This window comes from Streptomyces sp. SID13666 (assembly GCF_010548325.1).
Lineage (GTDB): Bacteria > Actinomycetota > Actinomycetes > Streptomycetales > Streptomycetaceae > Actinacidiphila > Actinacidiphila fildesensis.
In genome coordinates this window covers 1-19,291 of record NZ_JAAGLX010000064.1, presented here as the reverse complement: position 1 = coordinate 19,291, position 19,291 = coordinate 1, and the positions used below count along the sequence as shown (strand labels likewise).

Genomic DNA, 19,291 nt, shown 5'->3' with positions numbered 1-19,291 from the left:
ATGCGAATCGTGGTATTGGCCGGCGGCATCGGGGGGGCCCGTTTCCTGCGCGGCCTCAAAGCAGCGGCACCGGATGCGGAGATCACCGTCATCGGCAACACCGGTGACGACATCCACCTGTTCGGACTCAAGGTCTGTCCCGACCTCGACACCGTGATGTACACCCTCGGCGGCGGCATCCACGAGGAACAAGGCTGGGGCCGGTCCGACGAGACCTTCACCGTCAAGGCCGAACTCGCGGCGTACGGCGTGGGACCGGAGTGGTTCGGGCTCGGCGACCGCGACTTCGCGACCCACATCGTGCGGACCCAGATGATCGGAGCGGGATACCCGCTCAGCGCCGTCACCGAGGCGCTGTGCGAGCGCTGGCAGCCGGGCGTCCGGCTCATCCCGATGTCGGACGACCGCGTCGAGACCCATGTCCTCGTGGATGTCGACGGCGAGCGCAAGGCCGTGCACTTCCAGGAGTACTGGGTGCGGCTGCACGCCTCCGTCGAGGCGCACGCCGTGGTGCCGGTCGGCGCGGAACAGGCGAAGCCGGCCCCCGGTGTCCTGGAGGCCATCGCGGAAGCGGACGTGATCGTCTTCCCACCGTCCAACCCCGTCGTCAGCGTCGGCACCATCCTGGCCGTGCCGGGCATCCGCGAGGCCATCGCCGAGGCGGGCGTCCCGGTCGTCGGGCTGTCGCCCATCGTCGGTGACGCCCCGGTGCGCGGTATGGCGGACAAGGTCCTGGAGGCCGTCGGGGTCGAGACGACCGCCGCCGCGGTCGCCGCCCACTACGGGTCCGGGCTGCTCGACGGCTGGCTCGTCGACACCGTGGACGCGGCGGCGGTCGAGGGGATCGAGTCGGCGGGCATCCGCTGCCGGGCCGTGCCGCTGATGATGACCGACCTCGATGCCACCACCGCCATGGCGCGCGAAGCGCTGGCGCTGGCGGAGGAGGTCCGCACGTGACGGCTCAGTCCTTCCAGGTGCTGGCCGTCTCCGGGATTCCCGAGGTGCAGCCCGGCGACGACCTCGCCAAGCTGATAGCCGCCGCGGATCCGGCGCTCGCCGACGGCGACGTACTGCTGGTGACGTCGAAGATCGTCAGCAAGGCCGAGGGCCGGATCATCCGCGCCGACGACCGCGAGGCCGCGATCGACGCCGAGATGGTGCGGCTGGTCGCGCGGCGCGGGCCCACCCGGATCGTCGAGACCCGGCACGGCTTCGTCATGGCCGCGGCCGGCGTCGACGCCTCCAACACCGCACCCGGGACCGTACTGCTGCTCCCCGAAGACCCGGACGCGTCCGCCCGCGGGATCCGGGAGGGGCTGCGCGCGGCGCTCGGCGTCGAGGTCGCGGTCGTGGTCACCGACACCTTCGGACGGCCGTGGCGCGAGGGGCTCACCGATGTCGCCATCGGCGCCGCCGGGCTGCGCGTCCTGGAGGACCTGCGCGGCGGCACCGACTCGCACGGCAACGCGCTGAGCATGACGGTGACCGCCACCGGGGACGAACTCGCCGCCGCCGGGGACCTCGTCAAGGGCAAGGCGGCCGGACTGCCGGTCGCTGTCGTCCGCGGCCTCGGCCACCTGGTGACGGCGGACGACGGCCCGGGCGCCCGCGCCCTCGTACGGGACGCCGGCGCGGACATGTTCCGGCTCGGCACGTCGGAGGCCATCCGCGAGGCCGTCGCGGCCCGCCGCACGGTCCGGGACTTCACCGCGGAGCCGGTGGACGGCTCCGCGGTCCGCCGCGCCGTCGCCCTGGCCGTCACCGCACCCGCCCCGCACCACACAACGCCCTGGCGGTTCGTCCTCCTGGAGTCCGAGGAGTCCAGGACACGACTGCTCGACGCCATGCGGGACGCCTGGGAGGCGGACCTCCGGGCCGACGGCTTCCCCGAGGAGACCATCACCCGCCGGCTGCGACGCGGTGACGTACTGCGGCGCGCGCCCTATCTGATCGTGCCGTGCCTCGTCGCCGACGGCGCCCACGCGTACCCGGACGCGCGGCGGGCGGGCGCGGAACGCGAGATGTTCGTCGTCGCGGTCGGCGCCGCCGTCCAGAACCTGCTGGTCGCCCTGGCGGGCGAGCAGCTCGGTTCCGCGTGGGTCTCCTCGACGATGTTCTGCCGCGATGTCGTCCGGGACGTCCTCGGGCTGCCGGCCGACTGGGACCCGATGGGCGCGGTAGCCGTCGGCCACGCGTCGGCCACGCCGAAGGCGCGGCCGGAGCGGACCGCGGAGGCGTTCATCTCGGTCCGCTGACCACACGGTGGCCGGACCCCAGCAAGAAGCCCACCCGCACGGGGTGGGTGGAGCGAAGGGGGCCGGGTCCGCAGGGGTGGGGTTTCGAAAGCTGCCGGGCTATTTGTGGGCCGCCAGGCCCTAAATAGTCGATTTCGAAGCCCCGCCCCGGAGGACCCGGCCCCCGACCCACCGACGGCGCGGCCCGCTCAGATCCGGCTGATGTCCTTCGGGGCATAGCGCGGCGCACGCCGAGGCGGCACCCGGCCGCTGAGCAGGATCAGCCGCGCCGCCCTGTGCCGCTGGCCCTCGTACGGGGCCAGCAGGGCACACATCGCGGCGTCGTCGGTGCGGTGCGCTCCCGTCAGGGCGAAGCCGATGATGTTCGGCAGGTGCAGGTCGCCGACCGTCAGTGCGTCCGGGTCCCCGTTGCTGCGCTGCAGCGTCTCGGCGGCGGTCCAGGGGCCGATGCCCGGGATCACCGTCAGCCGGGCGGTGGCCGCCGCCAGGTCCATCGCGGCGGCCTCCTCCATCCGGGCGGCCACCCTGACCGCGCGCAGGATCGTCGAGGACCGCTTGTTGTCGACCCCGGCGCGGTGCCATTCCCAGGACGGGATGAGGGACCACTGGCGCGGGGCGGGCATGACGTACATGCCGCCGTCGGGGCCGCCGGTGGCCGGGCCGGGGGCCGGTTCGCCGTGCCGGCGCAGGAGCAGCCGCCAGGCGCGGTACGCCTCGTCGGACGTGACCTTCTGTTCCAGGATCGCGGGGATCAGCGATTCGAGGACGAGGCCGGTCCGGGTCAGCCGCAGGCCCGGGTTCCGCCGGTGCGCCTCGTGCACGACGCGGTGGCGCGGGGTGAACGGCGTCGGGTCGTCGCCTGCGCCGAGCAGCGCGGGCAGCGCCTCCAGGAGCCAGTCCGCGCCATCGCCCCAGGCCTGCGCCTTTACGGTGCCGTCGGCCGCGGTGATCCGCAGGGTGCCGGGGCCCTGCGGGGTGCGGGCCGCCCGCCAGACGGCGCCGTCGGGCGTCATCCGGAACGCCGGATCGCCCGGGCCGCGGCCCAGCGGGCCCAGCGTCAGGCGGAGGTCGGGCCGGCCCTCGGGGGTCCAGCTGCGGATACTCGTACGCACCCGACCGAGCGTAGCCGCCCCCTCGGACAGGCCCGTCCGCCGCTACTGGTCGGACGAGAAGCGGAGCGAGGCCGCCGGGATCCGGGCGGAGCACCAGACGCGGACGCCGTGCAGCAGTTCGTTGTCCGCGCCGACGGTGGCGCCGTCGCCGATGACCGCGCCGTCCAGCACGGTGCGGGCACCGATGGTGGCGCCGGTGCCGATGAGGGAGTCGCGGATGACCGCGCCGTCCTCGACGACCGCGCCGTCCAGGACGAGGCTGCCGTCGATGCGGGCGTCGCAACCGATCCGGGCTCCGGCGCCGATGGAGGTGCCGCCGGTGAGCTTGGTGCCCTCACCGACGACCGCGCCCTCCAGGACGAGCCGCTCGCCCCGGCGGCCGGGGACGGCCGGCGACGGTGCGCGGCCGAGGACGAGGTCGGCGGAGCCGCGGACGAACGCCTGCGGGGTGCCGAGGTCGAGCCAGTACGTGGAGTCGACCATGCCCTGCAGATGCGCGCCGGCCGCCAGCAGGCCGGGGAACGTCTCCCGTTCGACCGAGACCGGCCGGCCGGCCGGGATGCTGTCGATCACCGAGCGGTTGAACACGTACGCGCCCGCGTTGATCTGGTCCGTGACGATCTCCTCGGGGGTCTGCGGCTTCTCGAGGAAGGCCGTGACGCGCCCGGAGGGGTCGGTGGGGACGAGGCCGAAGGCGCGCGGGTCCGCGACCTTGGTCAGGTGCAGCGAGACGTCGGCGCCGGTGGTGCGGTGGTTCTCGACGAGGGCGCGGATGTCGAGCCCGGTGAGGATGTCGCCGTTGAAGATGAGGACCGGCTCGCCGGGGGCGGACCGGAGCCGGGACGCGACGTTGCGGATGGCACCGCCGGTGCCGAGCGGTTCGTCCTCGGTGACGTACTCCAGGTGCAGGCCGAGCGCGGAGCCGTCGCCGAAGTGCGGTTCGAAGACCTCGGCGAGGTAGGACGTGGCGAGCACGATGTGCTCGACGCCGGCCGCGCGGGCGCGGGCGAGCTGGTGGGTCAGGAACGGCACACCGGCCGCCGGGACCATGGGCTTGGGCGTGTGCACCGTCAGCGGGCGCAGTCTCGTGCCCTTGCCGCCGACCAAGAGGATCGCTTCAGTCACCTGGGTTCGTCTCTGCTTCCTGGTGGGCGGGCCGGTGGGCGGCAATCTTAGGCAGATGAAGGGATGAGCTGACCACTCGCACCGCCGGGCACGCGGAACCCCGCGCTCCACGACCCCGGGGCGCACGAGTTCCGCGGCCCCGGGACACAGTGGTCGCCGGGGCCGCGGAAGGGAGGGGTGGACGGGGGGTCAGCGGCCCTGCAGATCGGCTGCCGTCTTACGGGCGCTGCCGAGTTGGCCGTAGAGCTTGGTGCCCGGGCACTCGGTGGCGAAGCCGTCGCGGTGCCCGGAGATGACGTTGAGCTTGACGCTGGTGCCCTTCGCGTACAGGTTGGCGCCACCGGACGTGAGGTGCGTGGTGCCGGTCGGGTTGCCTCCGTGCAGACCGAGCTTCCAGGCGGCGAGCTGGGACACCGCCTTCACGGCCGCGGCGGGAGCCGAGCTGGAGGTGAACGTGCCGAGCACCGCGACGCCCGCGCTGTCGGTGTTGAAGCCCATGGTGTGAGCGCCCATGACCGGCTTGGCGACGCCGCCCGCGCGGCCCTCGTAGATGTTTCCGCACTTGTCGACGAGGAAGTTGTAGCCGATGTCCCGCCAGCCGCTGCTCTCCACGTGGTAGCGGTAGATGCTGCGGATGAGGGCGGGCGCCCCCGAGCAGGTGTAGTCGTTGCCGGTGGCGGTGTGGTGGACGAAGACCACCTTCACCGTGTTGGTGTAGACGAAGCCCGCTTCACGCAGCTTCTCGTCGGCGCCCCAGCCGGCCCGGGTGACGATCCGGGGACGTGCGCCGACGTAGGGCGCGCCGGCCGCCGTGACCGCGGTCTCCTCCTTGGTGAGCGCGGGGAGCTCGGTGACCGGAGCGGCGCCGGGGGCCGACTCCACACCGCGGTCGTCCAGGACCGGGGTGGTGGCGGGAGTGGTGGCCGGAGTGGTGGCCGGAGTGGTGGCCGGTGCGCTCGGATCGGTGACGGGGGCACTCGGCGCGGTGGCCGGGGTGACTGGGACCGCCGGAGTGGCAGGGGTGACCGGGCCGTCGTCGCCCGGGTCGACCATCTCCAGGCGCAGTCCGCCGGGCAGTGGCACCACCTTGGCGGCGGAACCGGCGCCGCGGTCACCACGGGCGGCCGGCCGCACGCGGACCTGGACACCGTCCGAGGCGCCGACCCACAGCGGGGCGGTGGCGCCGCGGCCGGTCCGGCCGTCCTGATCGGGGGCGTCGTCGTTGTGCGCCTGGACGTCCCGCCAGCCCGACCAGGTGCCGGTGCCGGCCGCCCGGGTGCGGACCTGGACGGCGGCGTCGAGATCGGCCGCCGGGTTGTCCCATGTGACGCCGAGCAGGGAGAACGGGGCGACCTGACGGGCGGACAGACCCTGCTCGGCGGGGGCGCCGGGCGCACGGTCGGTTCCATGGGTGACGGTGGGGGCGGAGAGCGGCACCAGCGGAAGGTTGCGGGTGCTGCCCGGGAGTTGGGAGGCCGTCGGGTGGGCCGGCCGCGCGGAACGCCCGCTGTGTGCGGCGGCGCCCGTGGGAACGGCGAACGGAAGCGCCAGCGCGGCCGTGCACGCGACGCCGATGGTGGTGGCTAGGAATGCACGCATAGGACAGATCGTTACATAAGCCTCATATATGTCCAGTCGAGATCTGACGGACAGTCCGCCGGAACGACCCTCCGCCCTCGCCCGTCCGGGCGAGGGCCGCCGGCCCGGCGGCGGGTAGCCTGAGCCGGGTGACCGCTACCGCCAACACCCCCGCCGGCCTGCTGGATTACGCCCTCCGGACGGAGCCCGCCCGCCCGCTGGTGACCTTCTACGACGACGCCACCGGCGAACGCGTCGAACTCTCCGTGGCCACGTTCGGCAATTGGGTGGCGAAGACCGCCAACCTGATCCAGGACGACCTCGGCGCGCAGCCCGGTGACCGGCTCGCGCTGCTGCTGCCCGCGCACTGGCAGACCGCGGTCTGGCTGCTCGCCTGTTTCTCCACCGGAGTGGTCGTCGTCCCCGGCGGCGATCCGGCCGCCGCCGACCTGGTGGTCAGCGGACCTGAGACGCTCGATGCCGCCCTGGCCTGCGACGGCGAGCGGGTCGCGCTCGCGCTGCGCCCGCTCGGCGGCCGCTTCCCGCAGCCGCCGGCCGGCTTCGCCGACTACGCGGTCGAGGTGCCCAGCCAGGGCGACCGCTTCGCGCCCTACGCCCCGGTCGGCCCGGACGCACCCGCGCTCCAGCTCCCGGACGGCTCGGTACTGACAGCCGCCGAGGTGGTCGGACGGGCCCGCGAGAGCGCCGCCGGGCTGGGCCTCGGCCAGGGCTCCCGGCTGCTCTCCGGCCGGTCCTTCGACGACTGGGACGGGCTGGCCGCCGGCCTGCTGGCACCGCTGGCCGCGGACGGCTCGGTCGTCCTGTGCCGGCACCTCGACCGGCTGCCCGCCGACCAGCTGGCACAACGGGAGAAGAGCGAGCGCGTCACCCACACGGCCCAATAGCGACCCCCTCCCCCGGGCCCGCCGCGCCGTCCTGGGGGATGCTGGGTTGATCACCGACCAAGGGAAGAGCGAAGTCACGCAACCATGAACGGGAATCGGCTGTCTGAACGGGTGCCGGTCGGGCCTTTCCGCCCGAGGGGTCCGGCACCGAGTGACTCACCGAGGGATGGGCGCAGACGTGACCACGCAAGGAGGCACGCCCGCCCCGCCGCCGGAACCGGAGGACGTGTCGCCTGCCGGGGACGGCGCCGAGGGCGCTGACACCCCGCCCGCCGCACCCGCGGCGCGCAAGGGGCGTCGCTGGCTGCGTGTGCTCGGCCTCTCCACCGTCCTCCTGCTGCTCGCGGGCACCGGGACCGCCTGGTACCTGTACCAGCAGCTCGACGGCAACATCAAGACCGACTTCAGGACCGCCAACGAGCTGGAGCGCATCCAGGCGGAACGGCCCACCCCCGGTCCGACCTCGGCCGAGAACATCCTGCTCATCGGGTCGGACAACCGCGGCAACGGCAACACCGAGTACGGCAAGGACAGCGGCACCCAGCGCTCCGACACCACGATCCTGCTGCACCTGTCCGCCGACCGCAGCAGCGCCACCGCGGTCAGCATCCCGCGCGATCTGATGGCCCATGTGCCCAGTTGCACACAGGCGAACGGAACCATGACCCAGGAGAAGTACGTCCAGTTCAACTGGGCGTTCCAATTCGGTGGGGCGGCCTGCACGATCCGTACCGTCGAGCGGATGACGGGTATCCGCATCGACCACCACCTGATCGTGGACTTCAGCGGCTTCAAGAAGATGGTCGACGCGGTGGACGGAGTGGAGGTGTGCGTGCCGAAGGCGATCCGCGACCCGGAGGCGCATCTGAACCTCCCGGCCGGGAAGCAGACGCTCTACGGCGAGCAGGCGCTGGGCTATGTGCGCGCCAGGTACAGCATCGGCGACGGCAGCGACACCCAGCGGATGAACCGCCAGCAGGACTTCCTGGCCTCGCTGGTGAACAAGATCCGCAGCGACGGTGTGCTGCTCAACCCGACCAAGCTGTACCCGCTGCTCTCGGCGGCGACGTCGTCGCTGACCGCGGACCCGGGCCTGGATTCGCTGGGCGAGCTGTACGACCTCGTCCGCAGCCTGGAGAACACCCCGACCAGTGCGGTGCGCTTCCTGACGGCGCCGCGCCAGCCGTACATCAACAACAACGACCGGGACGAACTCATCCAGCCCGAGGCGGATCAGCTCTTCGCCACGCTCCGCGCGGACAAGCCGGTCGGGGTCTCGGGGACGACGGACGGGACGCCGAAGCCGACGGCGCCGGCGACCACCGCACCCGCGACCGCCGGACCCACGGCGGTCGCCGAACCCACGGCCACCGGCAGCGGGGAGGACGGCAAGTCGCGGGGTACGAAACCGACTCCGGTGCCGAGTGGGGGCGAACCGACGTTTCCGGGCACGACGGCCGACCAAGACATCTGTGGTAAAGCGCAATAAAAGGTATGACCAACAGGCCGGTTGGATTGGATGGTTTGTCCAGTTGTAGGGGAGTGGAATTTGTCACGCACGTGACTAGACGCTGAAGTGTGGGGCTAGTGTGAGCGATCCGGCCGGACCCGGAGGATGGTCAACCGGCCCGCATTCACACGGAAGACCAGAAGATCGAGCGCCCAGGGGGCAGGCGCCGCGTGGCACCGACGGAGGACCCGAGCAACCGTGGACACGCAAGGCCACAGGAACATCGACCCGGCAGACCAGTGGGTCCTTGATCCGGAGACGGGCAGCTACGTGCTGCGGATAGACCCCGAACAGCCTCCGTCACCGAGCGTGTCCGCACAGGGCGGCAGGCGTGAGCGCCGCGAGCAGCAGGGCACCCGCAGCACCCCGTCGAACCCCTCGGACGCACCGAACCGGGCGAGCCGTCGCAAGGGCAAGCCCCGGAAGTCCCGCAAGAAGAAGGCCCTCGTCTGGACCGCGGCCACGGTCGGCTTCGTGCTGGTCGCCGGCTCCATCGGCGGCTATCTGGTCTACCAGCACTTCAACAACAACATCACCACCGTCGACGTCGGCGACGCGGGCAACAAGAACGTCACCGCCGACGGTCCGGTGAACATCCTCGTGATCGGCACCGACAGCCGTGAGGGGCTCGGCAAGGAGTACGGCGACGCGGGCAGCGTCGGCCATGCCGACACCACGATCCTGTTCCATGTCTCCAAGGACCGCACCAACGCGACCGCGTTGAGCATTCCGCGCGACCTGATCACGGACATTCCGGACTGCCCGACGAAGCAGAAGGACGGCTCGACGAAGGTCATCGCCGGGGAGCAGAAGGTCCGGTTCAACACCAGTCTCGGCCAGGAGGGCCGCGACCCGGGGTGCACCATGCGCGCCGTGAAGGCGCTGACCGGGGTGAGCGTCGACCACTTCATGATGGCCAACTTCACCGCGGTCAAGGACCTGTCGACCGCGGTCGGCGGCGTCGACATCTGCCTGGCCAAGCCGATCAAGGACCCCAAGTCCCACCTCGACCTCGGCAAGGGCCACCACAAGGTGTCGGGCGACGACGCGCTCGCGTTCGTCCGGACCCGGCACGCGGTCGGCTTCGGCGGCGACCTGGACCGCATCAAGCTCCAGCAGCAGTTCCTGGGCTCGATGATCCGTCAGATGAAGTCCGGTGACACCCTCACCAGCCCCAGCAAGCTGTGGAAGCTGGCGAACGCGGCCACCAAGGCACTCACCGTCGACAGTGCCATCGGCAGCATCTCGAAACTGTCCGACCTCGCGAAGGACCTCAGCGCGGTCGACACCAAGAACATCACCTTCGCCACCGTCCCGGTCATCGACAACCCGGCGGACGGCAAGGTCCACAAGACGGTCATCCTCGACCCGACCAAGGCCCAGCAGGTCTTCTCGATGGTGAAGAGCGACATCTCGCTGACCGCGGTGGCCAAGAAGCCGGGCACCCCGGACGCCTCCAAGGCCCCGGACAAACTGTCCGGCTCCAAGGCCCCCGCGTCACAGGTTCGCGTCAAGGTGTTCAACGGCAGTGGCGTGACCGGGGCCGCACAGGACACCATCAACTGGCTGCAGAACAACAAGGCCGTCAACCGCTCCACCAACGGCGGCAACGCCCCGGCCGGAACGGCTGCGACGACCACGCTCGTCTACGCGCCGAACCAGGCCGACCAGGCGCGCGCCCTGGCCGCGATGATGGGGCTGCCGGCGTCCGCGCTGCAGCCGGGGACGGTCGACGCGGCGGCCAAGGCCAACATGACGCTCACCCTTGGCAAGGACTTCAAGGGCGCGGGAACACCGATAGCCGCGCCGACTTCGGCGCCGGAGGGAATTCAGAAGGTCGTGGCGGACGACAAGAGCGTCTGCGCGAAATGACGTATCCAGGGGGGGCCATGCGGGACAGCGGTGTACGGGGCGGTGGGGCGCGAGACGCCCAGGGACCGGGAGATCCCGGTTGGGACGAGAGCTTGTACCAGGACCCGGTCGAGGGCCTCGGCCAGGGCGGGGGCCAGGGCGGGGGCCAGGGCTGGGACGGATCCGGTGACGGCACCGCCTCGCGTACGGGCTCCCATCCGAGCCCCGGCGCGGGCACCGTCACGGGCGCCGTCACCGACCCGTCGCTGGTCGGCGCCGGCACGGCCTCGGTACCCGGGCAGCGGAACGGCGGTACCGGCGGGGGCGGCGGGGGCGGCGGACACCGCCGCGCCGGTGGCCGGCGGCAGCCGCGCAGCCGGAAGAGCCGGATATTCCGCTGGGTGGCGGGCACGCTCTCGCTGCTCATCCTCGCCGGCGCCGGCGCGGGATACGCGTACTACGAATACCTCGCCGGGAAGATCCGCACCGGTGACCTGAACAACGGCAAGAGCGATGTGGCGCCGTCCAAGGCGAACGCCGACGGCGACACACCGCTGAACGTCCTGGTGCTCGGCTCCGACGCCCGCGACTCCGAGGCCAACAAGGATCTGGGCGGCGCGCGCGACACGGCGGGCGAACCGCCCCGCGCCGACGTCATCATGCTGCTCCACATATCCGCCGACCGCAGCAACATGTCGGTGGTCAGCATTCCCCGCGACACCCGGATGCCCATCCCCGAGTGCACGGACACCGCCACCGGCAAGGTGTTCAAGGCGACCGAGAACGACATCATCAACGAGTCGCTGGGCCGCGGTGGCGCCGGCTGCACGCGCGCGGCGATCCAGAACCTGACCGGCGTCTACATCGACCACTGGATGACCGTCGACTTCGCCGGTGTGGTGAAGATGGCCGACGCCGTCGGCGATGTCGAGGTCTGCGTCAAGCAGAACATCTGGGACCATCCGACCCCGGCCCAGAAGGGCGGCTCCGGTCTGAAGATGAAGGCCGGCACCTGGCCGGTCAAGGGCCAGCAGGCGCTGCAGTGGCTGCGCACCCGGCACGCCTTCGGTGACGACGCGGGCCGCGCCAAGGCGCAGCACATGTACCTCAACTCGATGATGCGCAATCTGCAGAGCCAGAGCCTGTTCACCAACCCGGCGCGCCTCAACAACCTGGCGACGAAGGCGATGGAGGCGTTCCGGGTCTCGAAGGAGATCGGCACGCCGAAGAAGCTCTACGACCTCGGTATGGAGCTCAAGAGCGTGCCGGCGAACCGGATGACGATGCTGACGATGCCGCACCTCGCCGACCCGCTGAACCCCGACGCCCACTACATCCCGGCCAAGGCGGACGCGGCGAAGATCTGGACGCTGCTGCGCAACGACGTCGCCATGGACGCCAACGGCACCGCCGCGAACACCCCGAAGCCGGCTCCGACCAAGTCGGGCCCGGCCGCCGCGGCCCCGGCCACCATCGCGGTCAGCGTCGTGAACGGCACCGCGGGCGACAAGAACGGCTCGGCCGTCGAGAACCGCGCGTCCAACGTCTCCAAGGCGCTGGTCACGAGCGGCTTCACGAAGGCGAAGGCCAGTCAGTCCGCGAAGCCCAGCAAGGGCACGGTCGTCAACTACCCGACGAGCGCGGGTGAGCAGGGCAGGGCAGACGCCCTGGCCGTCGCCACCGCCCTGAAGATCCCGGCCGCCGCGGTGAAGGCCTCGGCCGATGTGACGGCCGTCACCGTGATCATCGGTGCGGACTGGACCTCGGGCACCGACTACGGCAAGACGGCTCCGGGCGCCGGCTCCGTCCCGACCAACGCGGACGCGCTGAACGGCACCGACAAGGGCTGCATGGACGTCTACAAGCCCTACCAGTGGAAGTAGAGGACGTGGAGCACCGGCGAACCAGAGGCACGGCGACGCGGAACGGCGTTCCCGCGCAGAACAGCCCCTCCGAACTGGGCTGGGACGACAGTCTGTACGGGTCAGACGCCGGCGGGGCCGGCGCGGATCCGTACGCGGACGCATCGTCGCGGACTCCTGGCTCGCCGTCCGCAGAAACGTCTCGGCAGGCAGCGGGCAGCGGCCACCGCCGGGGTGGCTCCCGGTCCCGCAAGGCGCCGCGGAGCCGCCGGCGCCGGGCCCTGCGCTGGATCGGGATCGGCACCGCCGTGGCGGTCCTCGGCACGGCCGGCGCGGGCTGGGCGTACTACGAGCACCTCAACGCGAACATCAAGAAGGACGAGCTCAACCTCAGCGACGCGAAACTCTCCAAGCCGCAGGCCAACGCCGAGGGCCAGACGCCGCTCAACATCCTGCTGATGGGCTCCGACAGCCGGAACTCCGACGAGAACGTCAAGCTCGGCGGCGCCGCGGACACCCGGGGCGAGAAGCCCCGTGCCGACGTCCAGATGCTGCTGCACCTGTCGGCCGACCGCAGCAACATGACGGTCATCAGCATCCCGCGCGACACCCGGGTGGCCATCCCCAAGTGCACCGACCCGCACGACGGCACGGTCTACAAGAAGTCCGAGGACATCATCAACGCCAGCCTCACGCACGGCGGTCCCGGCTGTACGGTCGCCACGTGGGAGGAGATGACGGGCATCTCCATCGACCACTTCATGATGGTCGACTTCGCCGGAGTGGTGAAGATGGCCGACGCCATCGGCGGGGTCCCGGTCTGCGTCGACAAGAACATCTACGACAAGCAGTCCGGGCTGAAGCTCAAGGCCGGCACCACGACCATCAAGGACGAGCAGGCCCTGCAGTGGCTGCGCACCCGGCACGGCTTCGAGGACGGCACCGACCTCGGCCGTACGCACGCGCAGCACATGTACATGAACTCGATGATCCGCGAGCTCAAGAAGGGCGCGAAGCTCACCGACCCCGGGCAGCTCACCGGCCTCGCCGAGGCGGCGACCAAGTCGGTCACCGTCGACACCGGCCTCGGCACCGTCAAGAAGCTGTACGACCTGGGCAACGAGCTGAAGAAGGTGCCCGCCGACCGGATCACCATGACCACGATGCCGTGGGACTGGGACCCGAAGAACAAGGCGCACGTCATCCCGAAGCCGGGTGACGCCGACAAGCTCTTCGCGCTGGTGCGCGCGGACAACCCGGTCGACGGCAAGGCCAAGGCGCCGACGCCCGGGGCGGCCGCCACCGTGACCGCCTCGCCCGCCGACCCGGCGGCGCCCAAGGGCGAGATCGACGTCACCGTGCGGAACGGCACCGCCACCGCGTCCCAGGCGGCGGTGAGCGGTCGCGCCAAGACCATCGTGGGCCGGCTCAGCACCCTCGGCTTCACCCGGGCCGCCTCCGACACCACTCCGCAGCCGCAGACCGACACCACGGTCAGCTACCCGAGCGCCGCCCTGAAGGGCGACGCCCAGGCGGTGGCCAAGGCACTGGGGCTGCCGGACAGCGCGGTACGGAGCTCCAAGAGCGTGACCAAGGTGACGGTGGTCGTCGGCTCCGACTGGCGTACGGGCACCACGTACCCGAAGACGGCGGGCGGTTCGGGCTCCGGAGCGCCGGACAAGGCGCCGTCCACCTCGTCCGCGCTCAACGGCGCCGACACCTCGGCGTGCATGAAGGTGAACACGTACCCGGGCGCCCACTACGTCTGGTAGCCGGCACCCGGACATGGCGCCGGCCCGGACCGACAGCGGTCCGGGCCGGCGCGGTGGGTTCAGACGCCGGCCGTCGTCACACTGGGACGCCGGCTGGCGATGACCTTGTTCGCCAGGGAACGCGGGCTGGTGAGGAAGCCCCAGCCCCAGCACATGTGCATGGTCGCGAGCGCGACCGGGATCCGCACCCGGGCCCCGAACGACAGGCCCTTGCCCGCCGGGACCGAGCCGAGCCCGATGGCGGCGAGGTACCCGGCCGGGATCACGAAGCCCCACGGGGTGACGGCCGCGCCCACCACGATGCCCGCCGCGATGCCGAGCACGGCCGCCGGGGGCGCGAGGTAGCGCACGTTGACCGAGCCGCGGTGGTAGCGGGCGACGACATGACGCCAGCGGCCGTAGTTCTTGTACTGCTTCGCCAGCTCGCGCACGTTCGGCCGGGGCCGGTAGGAGACGCGCAGCTCGGGCGAGAACCAGATGAGGTGGCCGGCCTCACGGATCCGGTAGTTCAGCTCCCAGTCCTGGGCGCGGATGAACTCCTCGTTGTAGCCGCCCTGCTGCTCCAGCACCTCACGGCGGAAGACACCGAGGTAGACGGTGTCGGCCGGGGCCGCGACACCACCGGTGTGGAAGGCCGCGTTGCCGACGCCGACCTTGGACGTCATGGCGGCGGCCACCGCGTCCTCCCAGGCGTTCTCGCCCTCGGCGTGCATGATGCCGCCGACGTTGGCCGCGCCGGTCTCGGCCAGCAGCCGCACGGCGGTGGCGATGTAGTCCGGCGAGAGCATCCCGTGCCCGTCGACACGGACCACGACCGGGTGCCGGGACGCCTTGATCGCGGCGTTCAGCGCGGCCGGGGTGCGGCCGGTGGGGTTGGGCACGGTGTGGACCCGCGGGTCCTCCGCGACCAGCTCGGCGGCGATCTCGTCCGTACGGTCCCCGGAGGGACCGAGCGCGATGACGACCTCGAGCTCACCTGGGTAGTCCTGCTCCAGGATGTGCCGGACGGAGTCGCGCAGGTGACGTTCCTCGTTGAGCACCGGCATGATCACGGAGACAGCGGGGGCGGCGGGGTCGTTGGCAGCGTTCATCGCGGGAAACGTTACCGCGAATGGGGGACCCCAGCGTGTGGGGGGCTTTGAATACTGTCCGTTTTGTCTAGCCTGACCGGGTCCCCTGTCTCCCGCGGAGGTGCGCCCCGATGACGGTTCCACCCGCTCGCCCGCCCGCCACCCCGCCCCGCAGGCCCCGTCCACCGGTCAATTCCGCCCGGCGGCCGGGACCGCGGCAGGCCCCGCGGTCCGGCAGACAGCCCGGCGGACGGTCCGGCAGACGGCCGGTGCGCTGGAGCACCCGGATCGCCGGCGGGCTGGCCCTGGCGATCATCACGACCAGCGGCGTCGGCCACGCCGTGGTCAGCGGAGTGGGCGACAGCATCGACCGGGTGGACGCGTTCGGCGGGATGCGGGACCGCCCCGGCAGCACCAAGGGCATCAACTTCCTGCTGGTCGGCACCGACGGGCGGGACGGGCTGAAACCGGCCGACAAGGAGCGCTACCACCTCGGCGGAGCGCCCTGCCACTGCACCGACACGATCATGCTGGTGCATCTGTCGGAGGACCGCTCCCGGGTGAGCGTCGTCAGCATCCCGCGCGACAGCTACGTCATGCTGCCGCCGCACGACGACGCGGTGAGCGGCGCCAAACACGTCAGCCACGCCGCGAAGATCAACGCGGCCTACGCGGACGGCGGCCCCCAGCTCACCGTCGCCACCGTCGAGAAGATGACGGGGGTGCACATCGACCACTACCTGGAGATCGACTTCATCAGCTTCATGAAGTCGGTGGACGTCCTCGGCGGTGTCCAGGTCTGCACGGTCCGCCCGCTGAAGGACTCGTACACCGGCCTCGACCTGCCGGTCGGCACCTCCCGGCTGAACGGCGGCGCGGCCCTGCAGTACGTCCGCTCCCGCCACCTCGACGGCGCCTCCGACCTGGGCCGGATGCAGCGCCAGCAGCGCTTCCTCGCCCAGATCATCCACCGGATCACCAGCGGCGGACTGCTCACCGACCCGGTCAAGCTCAGCCGGATCGCCTCGACGGTGCTCGGGTCGGTCCGCGCCGACCAGGACCTCAAGCCGAAGGACCTGATCTCGCTGGCCCAGGGCCTGCGCGGGTTCACCCCGGGCTCCTCGGAGTTCACCTCGGTGCCGATCGGCAACGTGGGCTACCAGGTCAAGGGCATCGGCTCGACGGTGAAGTGGGACGACGCCAAGGCCGGCAAGCTCTGGGCGGCGATCCGCGCGGACCAGCCGCTGGCCGTCCGGGTCCCGGCCGACGCCAAGCGCCGGCAGTCGTCGAAGGTCCAGGTGGACGTCGATCCGCACTCGATCCGGGTCCACGTCGACAACGGGACGGCCGTCACCGGCCTCGGCGACCGGGCGGACAAGGCGCTGCGCGCCACCGGCTTCGCCACCACGGGATCCCCCGGCAACGCGACCGTGCACAACGTGCCGCGCACCGTCATCCGCTTCGACCCCCGCTGGGACCGTTCGGCGAAGTCCCTGGCGGCCGCGCTGCCGGGCGCGGAGCTGGTGCCGGCCGTCGGGCAGGGACCGCTGATGAAGGTGACCATCGGCGCCGGGTACAAGGGCGTCACGGCGATCCGGGCGCAGGATCCGGCACCGGCCACGGGCGGCGCGGCGGGTGCGGTGACCGGCGACCAGGTGGTGTGCGCCTGAGCCGCCGGGCCATGGGAGGCCTTTGGGGCGTGTTGCGAAAGTCCCGCCTGGCCCACGGTGTCTGGTGCGCGCCCTAGTCGTCGAATCCTTCGGCGGCGCGCTTCTCGCGGAGCTCCTTGATGGCCTCGCGGCGGGCGAGCCGGTGCATCCGGCGGATCTGCGCCTCCTGGTACCGCCGCTTGTCCGTCTCGGTCTCCGGGATCACCGGCGGGACCGGCCGGGTCCTGCCGTTCTCGTCGACCGCGGCGAACACGAGGTAGGCGCTGCCGACCTGCGTCGCGGGGGTGGACTCGTTCCACCGCTCGGCCATGACGCGCACACCGATCTCCATGGAGGAGCGCCCGGTCCAGTTGCACTGGGCGCGCACATGGACGAGGTCACCCACCCGGACCGGCTCCAGGAAGACCATCTCGTCCATCGACGCGGTGACCGCCGGGCCGCCCGAGTGCCGGCCGGCGACGGCGCCCGCCGCGTCGTCGACGAGTTTCATGATCACGCCACCATGGACGGTGCCGAGCAGATTGGTGTCGTGCGCCGTCATGATGTGCGACAGCGTCGTGCGGGCTGCCGCGGTCGGCTTGCCCGGAAGCCCGGCTTCCGGGGTACTGCCGGCGAGATCGGTGGTCATGCGTCCACCATAAGCCGGGCCCCGGACGCGCTCCTCCCGGGCACACCCCTCCCCCGCGCTACCCCGGGAGCCGCACCGGGAGCTCGCGCAGACTGTTGACCAGGATCGACGGGTTGTTGGCGAGCTGGTCCTCGGGCACGGCCAGTGCGAGGCCGGGGAAACGGTCGAAGAGCGCGGGCAGCGCGACCAGGGCCTCCAGCCTGCCGAGGGGGGCGCCGGGGCAGACGTGCGGGCCGTAGCCGAACGAGAGGTGCCGGGCGGCGTCGCGGGTGATGTCGAACTCCTCGGCGGTCGGCCCGTGCTGCACCTCGTCCCGGCCGATCGCGCCGTAGGAGATCATCACCGCGTCGCCTTCCTTGATGACCACTCCGCCGACCGGGATGTCCTCGGTGGCGTAGCGGAACAGGAAGTTGGTGGTCGGCGGGGACCAGCGCAGCGTCTCCTCGACGACCGCCGTCCAGGGGACGGTTCCCGAGCGCACGAGCGCCAGCTGGTCGGGGTGGGTGAGCAGCCCGCGGACGGCGCTGACCATCAGGTTGATGGTGGTCTCATGACCTGCGGCGATCATGACCAGGAGGGTGCCGACCAGCTCCTCGTCGGACAGCCGGTCGCCGCCCTCGGTGGCGGCGAGCAGTGCGCTGGTGAGGTCGCCGCCCGGCCGCCGCTTCTTCTCCGCCACGACGCTCGCGAAGAACGCGAACAGCTCGGCCATCGCCGCCCGCACCTCGTCGGCGGGGGTGACGCTGCTGAAGAAGGTGTCGTACAGCTCGCGCAGCCGGGTGTGCTCGGTGGCCTCGACGCCCATCAGCTCGCTGATGACGCGCATCGGCAGCTTGAACGCGAACACGGCCTTGAAGTCGACGACGGCGCCGCCCGCGCCGGCCGCCTCGAACTCGTCGAGGATCGTGCGGGTGATCTCCTCGATCCGCGGTCGCAGCCGCTCCATCCGGCGCGGGGTGAGCGCCTGGGCGGTGAGCAGCCGCTGCCGCTTGTGGTCGTCGCCGTCGGCGGTGACCATGCTCGTGCCGGGGGCGACCAGACCGATCAGCGGCCACGTCGTGGGGATCTCCCCACGGGTCCAGGCACCCCAGCGGTTGATGTCCTTCACCAGGCGCGCGTCGGTGAGCAGTCGGCGGGCTTCGGCGTGGCGCGTGACGGCCCAGCACTCGACTCCGCCCGGCACCTCGATCGCGACCACGGGCCCGGCCTGCCGTAGCCGGGCACCCTCCCCGACAAGATCACGTACGAGCGGGTCGAGGGCGATGCGACTGTGGTCGACGGGGCAGGTCATGGTTGCCTCCAAGGGGATGGCAGAAGCTGACCGTTCCGGCGGCCCCGTTGTCAATAACCGTTCAGCGAACGGCATTTGGTGCCATCGACCGCTGGCACTCCAGGCCCCCCGGAAGCCGGGCCTCCAGGCCCGGATCAGGGCCTCGCGGCGCGGTCGGAACGCCCGTGTAGCTTCGCTGTAGCCTCACCGCGCCAACGAACTTTCACAGCCGGTCATTTGACGGCGCTACAGTGCGGCATCCGAAAGCCGAGGACGGGGAGGGGGACCGCATGCCGGGGAACCGCGCGGTGACCGACGGGGAGCAGCCCTTGGGCCACCCGTTGAGCTGTATACGCGCGGAGCGCGGCTGGACGTACCAGGACGTGGTCGACATCGTGGCCCGCCGGGTCGGCAACATGTCCGCGCGCCGGGAGAAGGCGTGGCGCTGGGAGCACCGCGGCGTCGTCCCCGACCTGGAGACCCAGCAGGCCCTCGCCAGCGAACTCGGCGTTCCGCACGCCCTGTTGTCCTCCTCCCCGTGGCCGGCCTGGCTGCCGGTGGGCGACCGTACGGCGGCGCGCGTCGCCTGGACGCCGCAGGACTGCGTGGCCGCGCTCGACGCGACCGCCGGCACCGCGCTGCACGACCGGCGCGGGTTCGTCGTCGCGGGCGCGGGCGGCGCC

General features: G+C 71.7%; 14 protein-coding genes and 1 pseudogene. 9 read left to right on the top strand and 6 right to left on the bottom strand.

Annotation, left to right across the window (positions count from 1 at the left end):
- Both cofD and G3I60_RS40230 read left to right on the top strand, forming a co-directional pair.
- Complete coding sequence (gene cofD / locus G3I60_RS40235; protein ID WP_164298716.1) at positions 1–957, top strand: 2-phospho-L-lactate transferase; 957 nt, start codon at positions 1–3, stop codon at positions 955–957.
- A complete protein-coding gene (locus G3I60_RS40230) occupies positions 954–2,255 on the top strand; it encodes a coenzyme F420-0:L-glutamate ligase (protein ID WP_164298714.1) in 1,302 nt (433 codons plus the stop codon). The genes cofD and G3I60_RS40230 overlap by 4 nt, the downstream gene beginning before the upstream one ends.
- A gap of 188 nt (positions 2,256–2,443) precedes the next feature.
- Here G3I60_RS40230 and G3I60_RS40225 read toward each other — a convergent pair whose 3' ends face one another.
- The 3 genes from G3I60_RS40225 to G3I60_RS40215 form a co-directional block, all read right to left on the bottom strand.
- Positions 2,444–3,367 carry a DNA-3-methyladenine glycosylase 2 family protein gene (locus G3I60_RS40225; RefSeq protein WP_343241853.1) on the bottom strand — a complete coding sequence of 308 codons (924 nt, stop codon included), beginning with the start codon at positions 3,365–3,367 and terminating at the stop codon, positions 2,444–2,446.
- Positions 3,368–3,409: 42 nt separating this feature from the next.
- Positions 3,410–4,492, bottom strand: coding sequence for a sugar phosphate nucleotidyltransferase (locus G3I60_RS40220; RefSeq protein ID WP_138357865.1), 1,083 nt, complete (start codon positions 4,490–4,492; stop codon positions 3,410–3,412).
- Between the two features lie 189 nt (positions 4,493–4,681).
- On the bottom strand, positions 4,682–6,091 hold the full coding sequence (locus tag G3I60_RS40215; protein WP_164298712.1) for an N-acetylmuramoyl-L-alanine amidase: 1,410 nt from the start codon (positions 6,089–6,091) through the stop codon (positions 4,682–4,684).
- Between the two features lie 128 nt (positions 6,092–6,219).
- Here G3I60_RS40215 and G3I60_RS40210 point away from each other — a divergent pair, with 128 nt between their 5' ends.
- The 5 genes from G3I60_RS40210 (at position 6,220) to G3I60_RS40190 (ending at position 13,970) form a co-directional block, all read left to right on the top strand.
- Entirely contained in the window at positions 6,220–6,975 is a 756-nt protein-coding gene (locus G3I60_RS40210) for a TIGR03089 family protein (RefSeq protein WP_164298710.1), read from the top strand.
- Positions 6,976–7,279: 304 nt separating this feature from the next.
- Entirely contained in the window at positions 7,280–8,464 is a 1,185-nt protein-coding gene (locus tag G3I60_RS40205) for an LCP family protein (RefSeq protein ID WP_232485706.1), read from the top strand.
- A 219-nt stretch (positions 8,465–8,683) separates the two neighbouring features.
- Positions 8,684–10,357: an LCP family protein gene (locus tag G3I60_RS40200; protein ID WP_343241852.1), complete on the top strand. Its 1,674-nt coding sequence runs from the start codon at positions 8,684–8,686 to the stop codon at positions 10,355–10,357.
- 92 nt (positions 10,358–10,449) lie between these two features.
- On the top strand, positions 10,450–12,219 hold the full coding sequence (locus G3I60_RS40195; RefSeq protein WP_275419179.1) for an LCP family protein: 1,770 nt from the start codon (positions 10,450–10,452) through the stop codon (positions 12,217–12,219).
- A gap of 5 nt (positions 12,220–12,224) precedes the next feature.
- Complete coding sequence (locus G3I60_RS40190; RefSeq protein WP_164298705.1) at positions 12,225–13,970, top strand: LCP family protein; 1,746 nt, start codon at positions 12,225–12,227, stop codon at positions 13,968–13,970.
- Between the two features lie 59 nt (positions 13,971–14,029).
- Here G3I60_RS40190 and G3I60_RS40185 read toward each other — a convergent pair whose 3' ends face one another.
- Entirely contained in the window at positions 14,030–15,061 is a 1,032-nt protein-coding gene (locus G3I60_RS40185) for a glycosyltransferase family 2 protein (RefSeq protein WP_164298703.1), read from the bottom strand.
- A 248-nt stretch (positions 15,062–15,309) separates the two neighbouring features.
- Between G3I60_RS40185 and G3I60_RS40180 the strand changes: the two genes are divergently transcribed.
- Entirely contained in the window at positions 15,310–16,710 is a 1,401-nt protein-coding gene (locus G3I60_RS40180; protein ID WP_343242005.1) for an LCP family protein, read from the top strand.
- A 73-nt stretch (positions 16,711–16,783) separates the two neighbouring features.
- On the opposite strand, the gene G3I60_RS40175 is transcribed toward G3I60_RS40180, so the two are convergent.
- Positions 16,784–17,338, bottom strand: a complete 555-nt coding sequence (locus tag G3I60_RS40175; protein WP_138356135.1) for an acyl-CoA thioesterase — start codon at positions 17,336–17,338, stop codon at positions 16,784–16,786.
- 58 nt (positions 17,339–17,396) lie between these two features.
- Positions 17,397–18,629: a cytochrome P450 gene (locus G3I60_RS40170; RefSeq protein ID WP_164608443.1), complete on the bottom strand. Its 1,233-nt coding sequence runs from the start codon at positions 18,627–18,629 to the stop codon at positions 17,397–17,399.
- Between the two features lie 269 nt (positions 18,630–18,898).
- Here G3I60_RS40170 and G3I60_RS40165 point away from each other — a divergent pair.
- Positions 18,899–19,291: pseudogene (locus G3I60_RS40165) on the top strand (hypothetical protein); the annotation flags it as partial.

Coding starts and splice junctions, on each gene's coding strand:
- cofD (WP_164298716.1), top strand. CDS start 1: ATGCGAATCGTGGTATTGGCCGGCGGCATCGGGGGGGCCCGTTTCCTG.
- G3I60_RS40215 (WP_164298712.1), bottom strand. CDS start 6,091: ATGCGTGCATTCCTAGCCACCACCATCGGCGTCGCGTGCACGGCCGCG.
- G3I60_RS40185 (WP_164298703.1), bottom strand. CDS start 15,061: ATGAACGCTGCCAACGACCCCGCCGCCCCCGCTGTCTCCGTGATCATG.
- G3I60_RS40175 (WP_138356135.1), bottom strand. CDS start 17,338: ATGACCACCGATCTCGCCGGCAGTACCCCGGAAGCCGGGCTTCCGGGC.
- G3I60_RS40170 (WP_164608443.1), bottom strand. CDS start 18,629: ATGACCTGCCCCGTCGACCACAGTCGCATCGCCCTCGACCCGCTCGTA.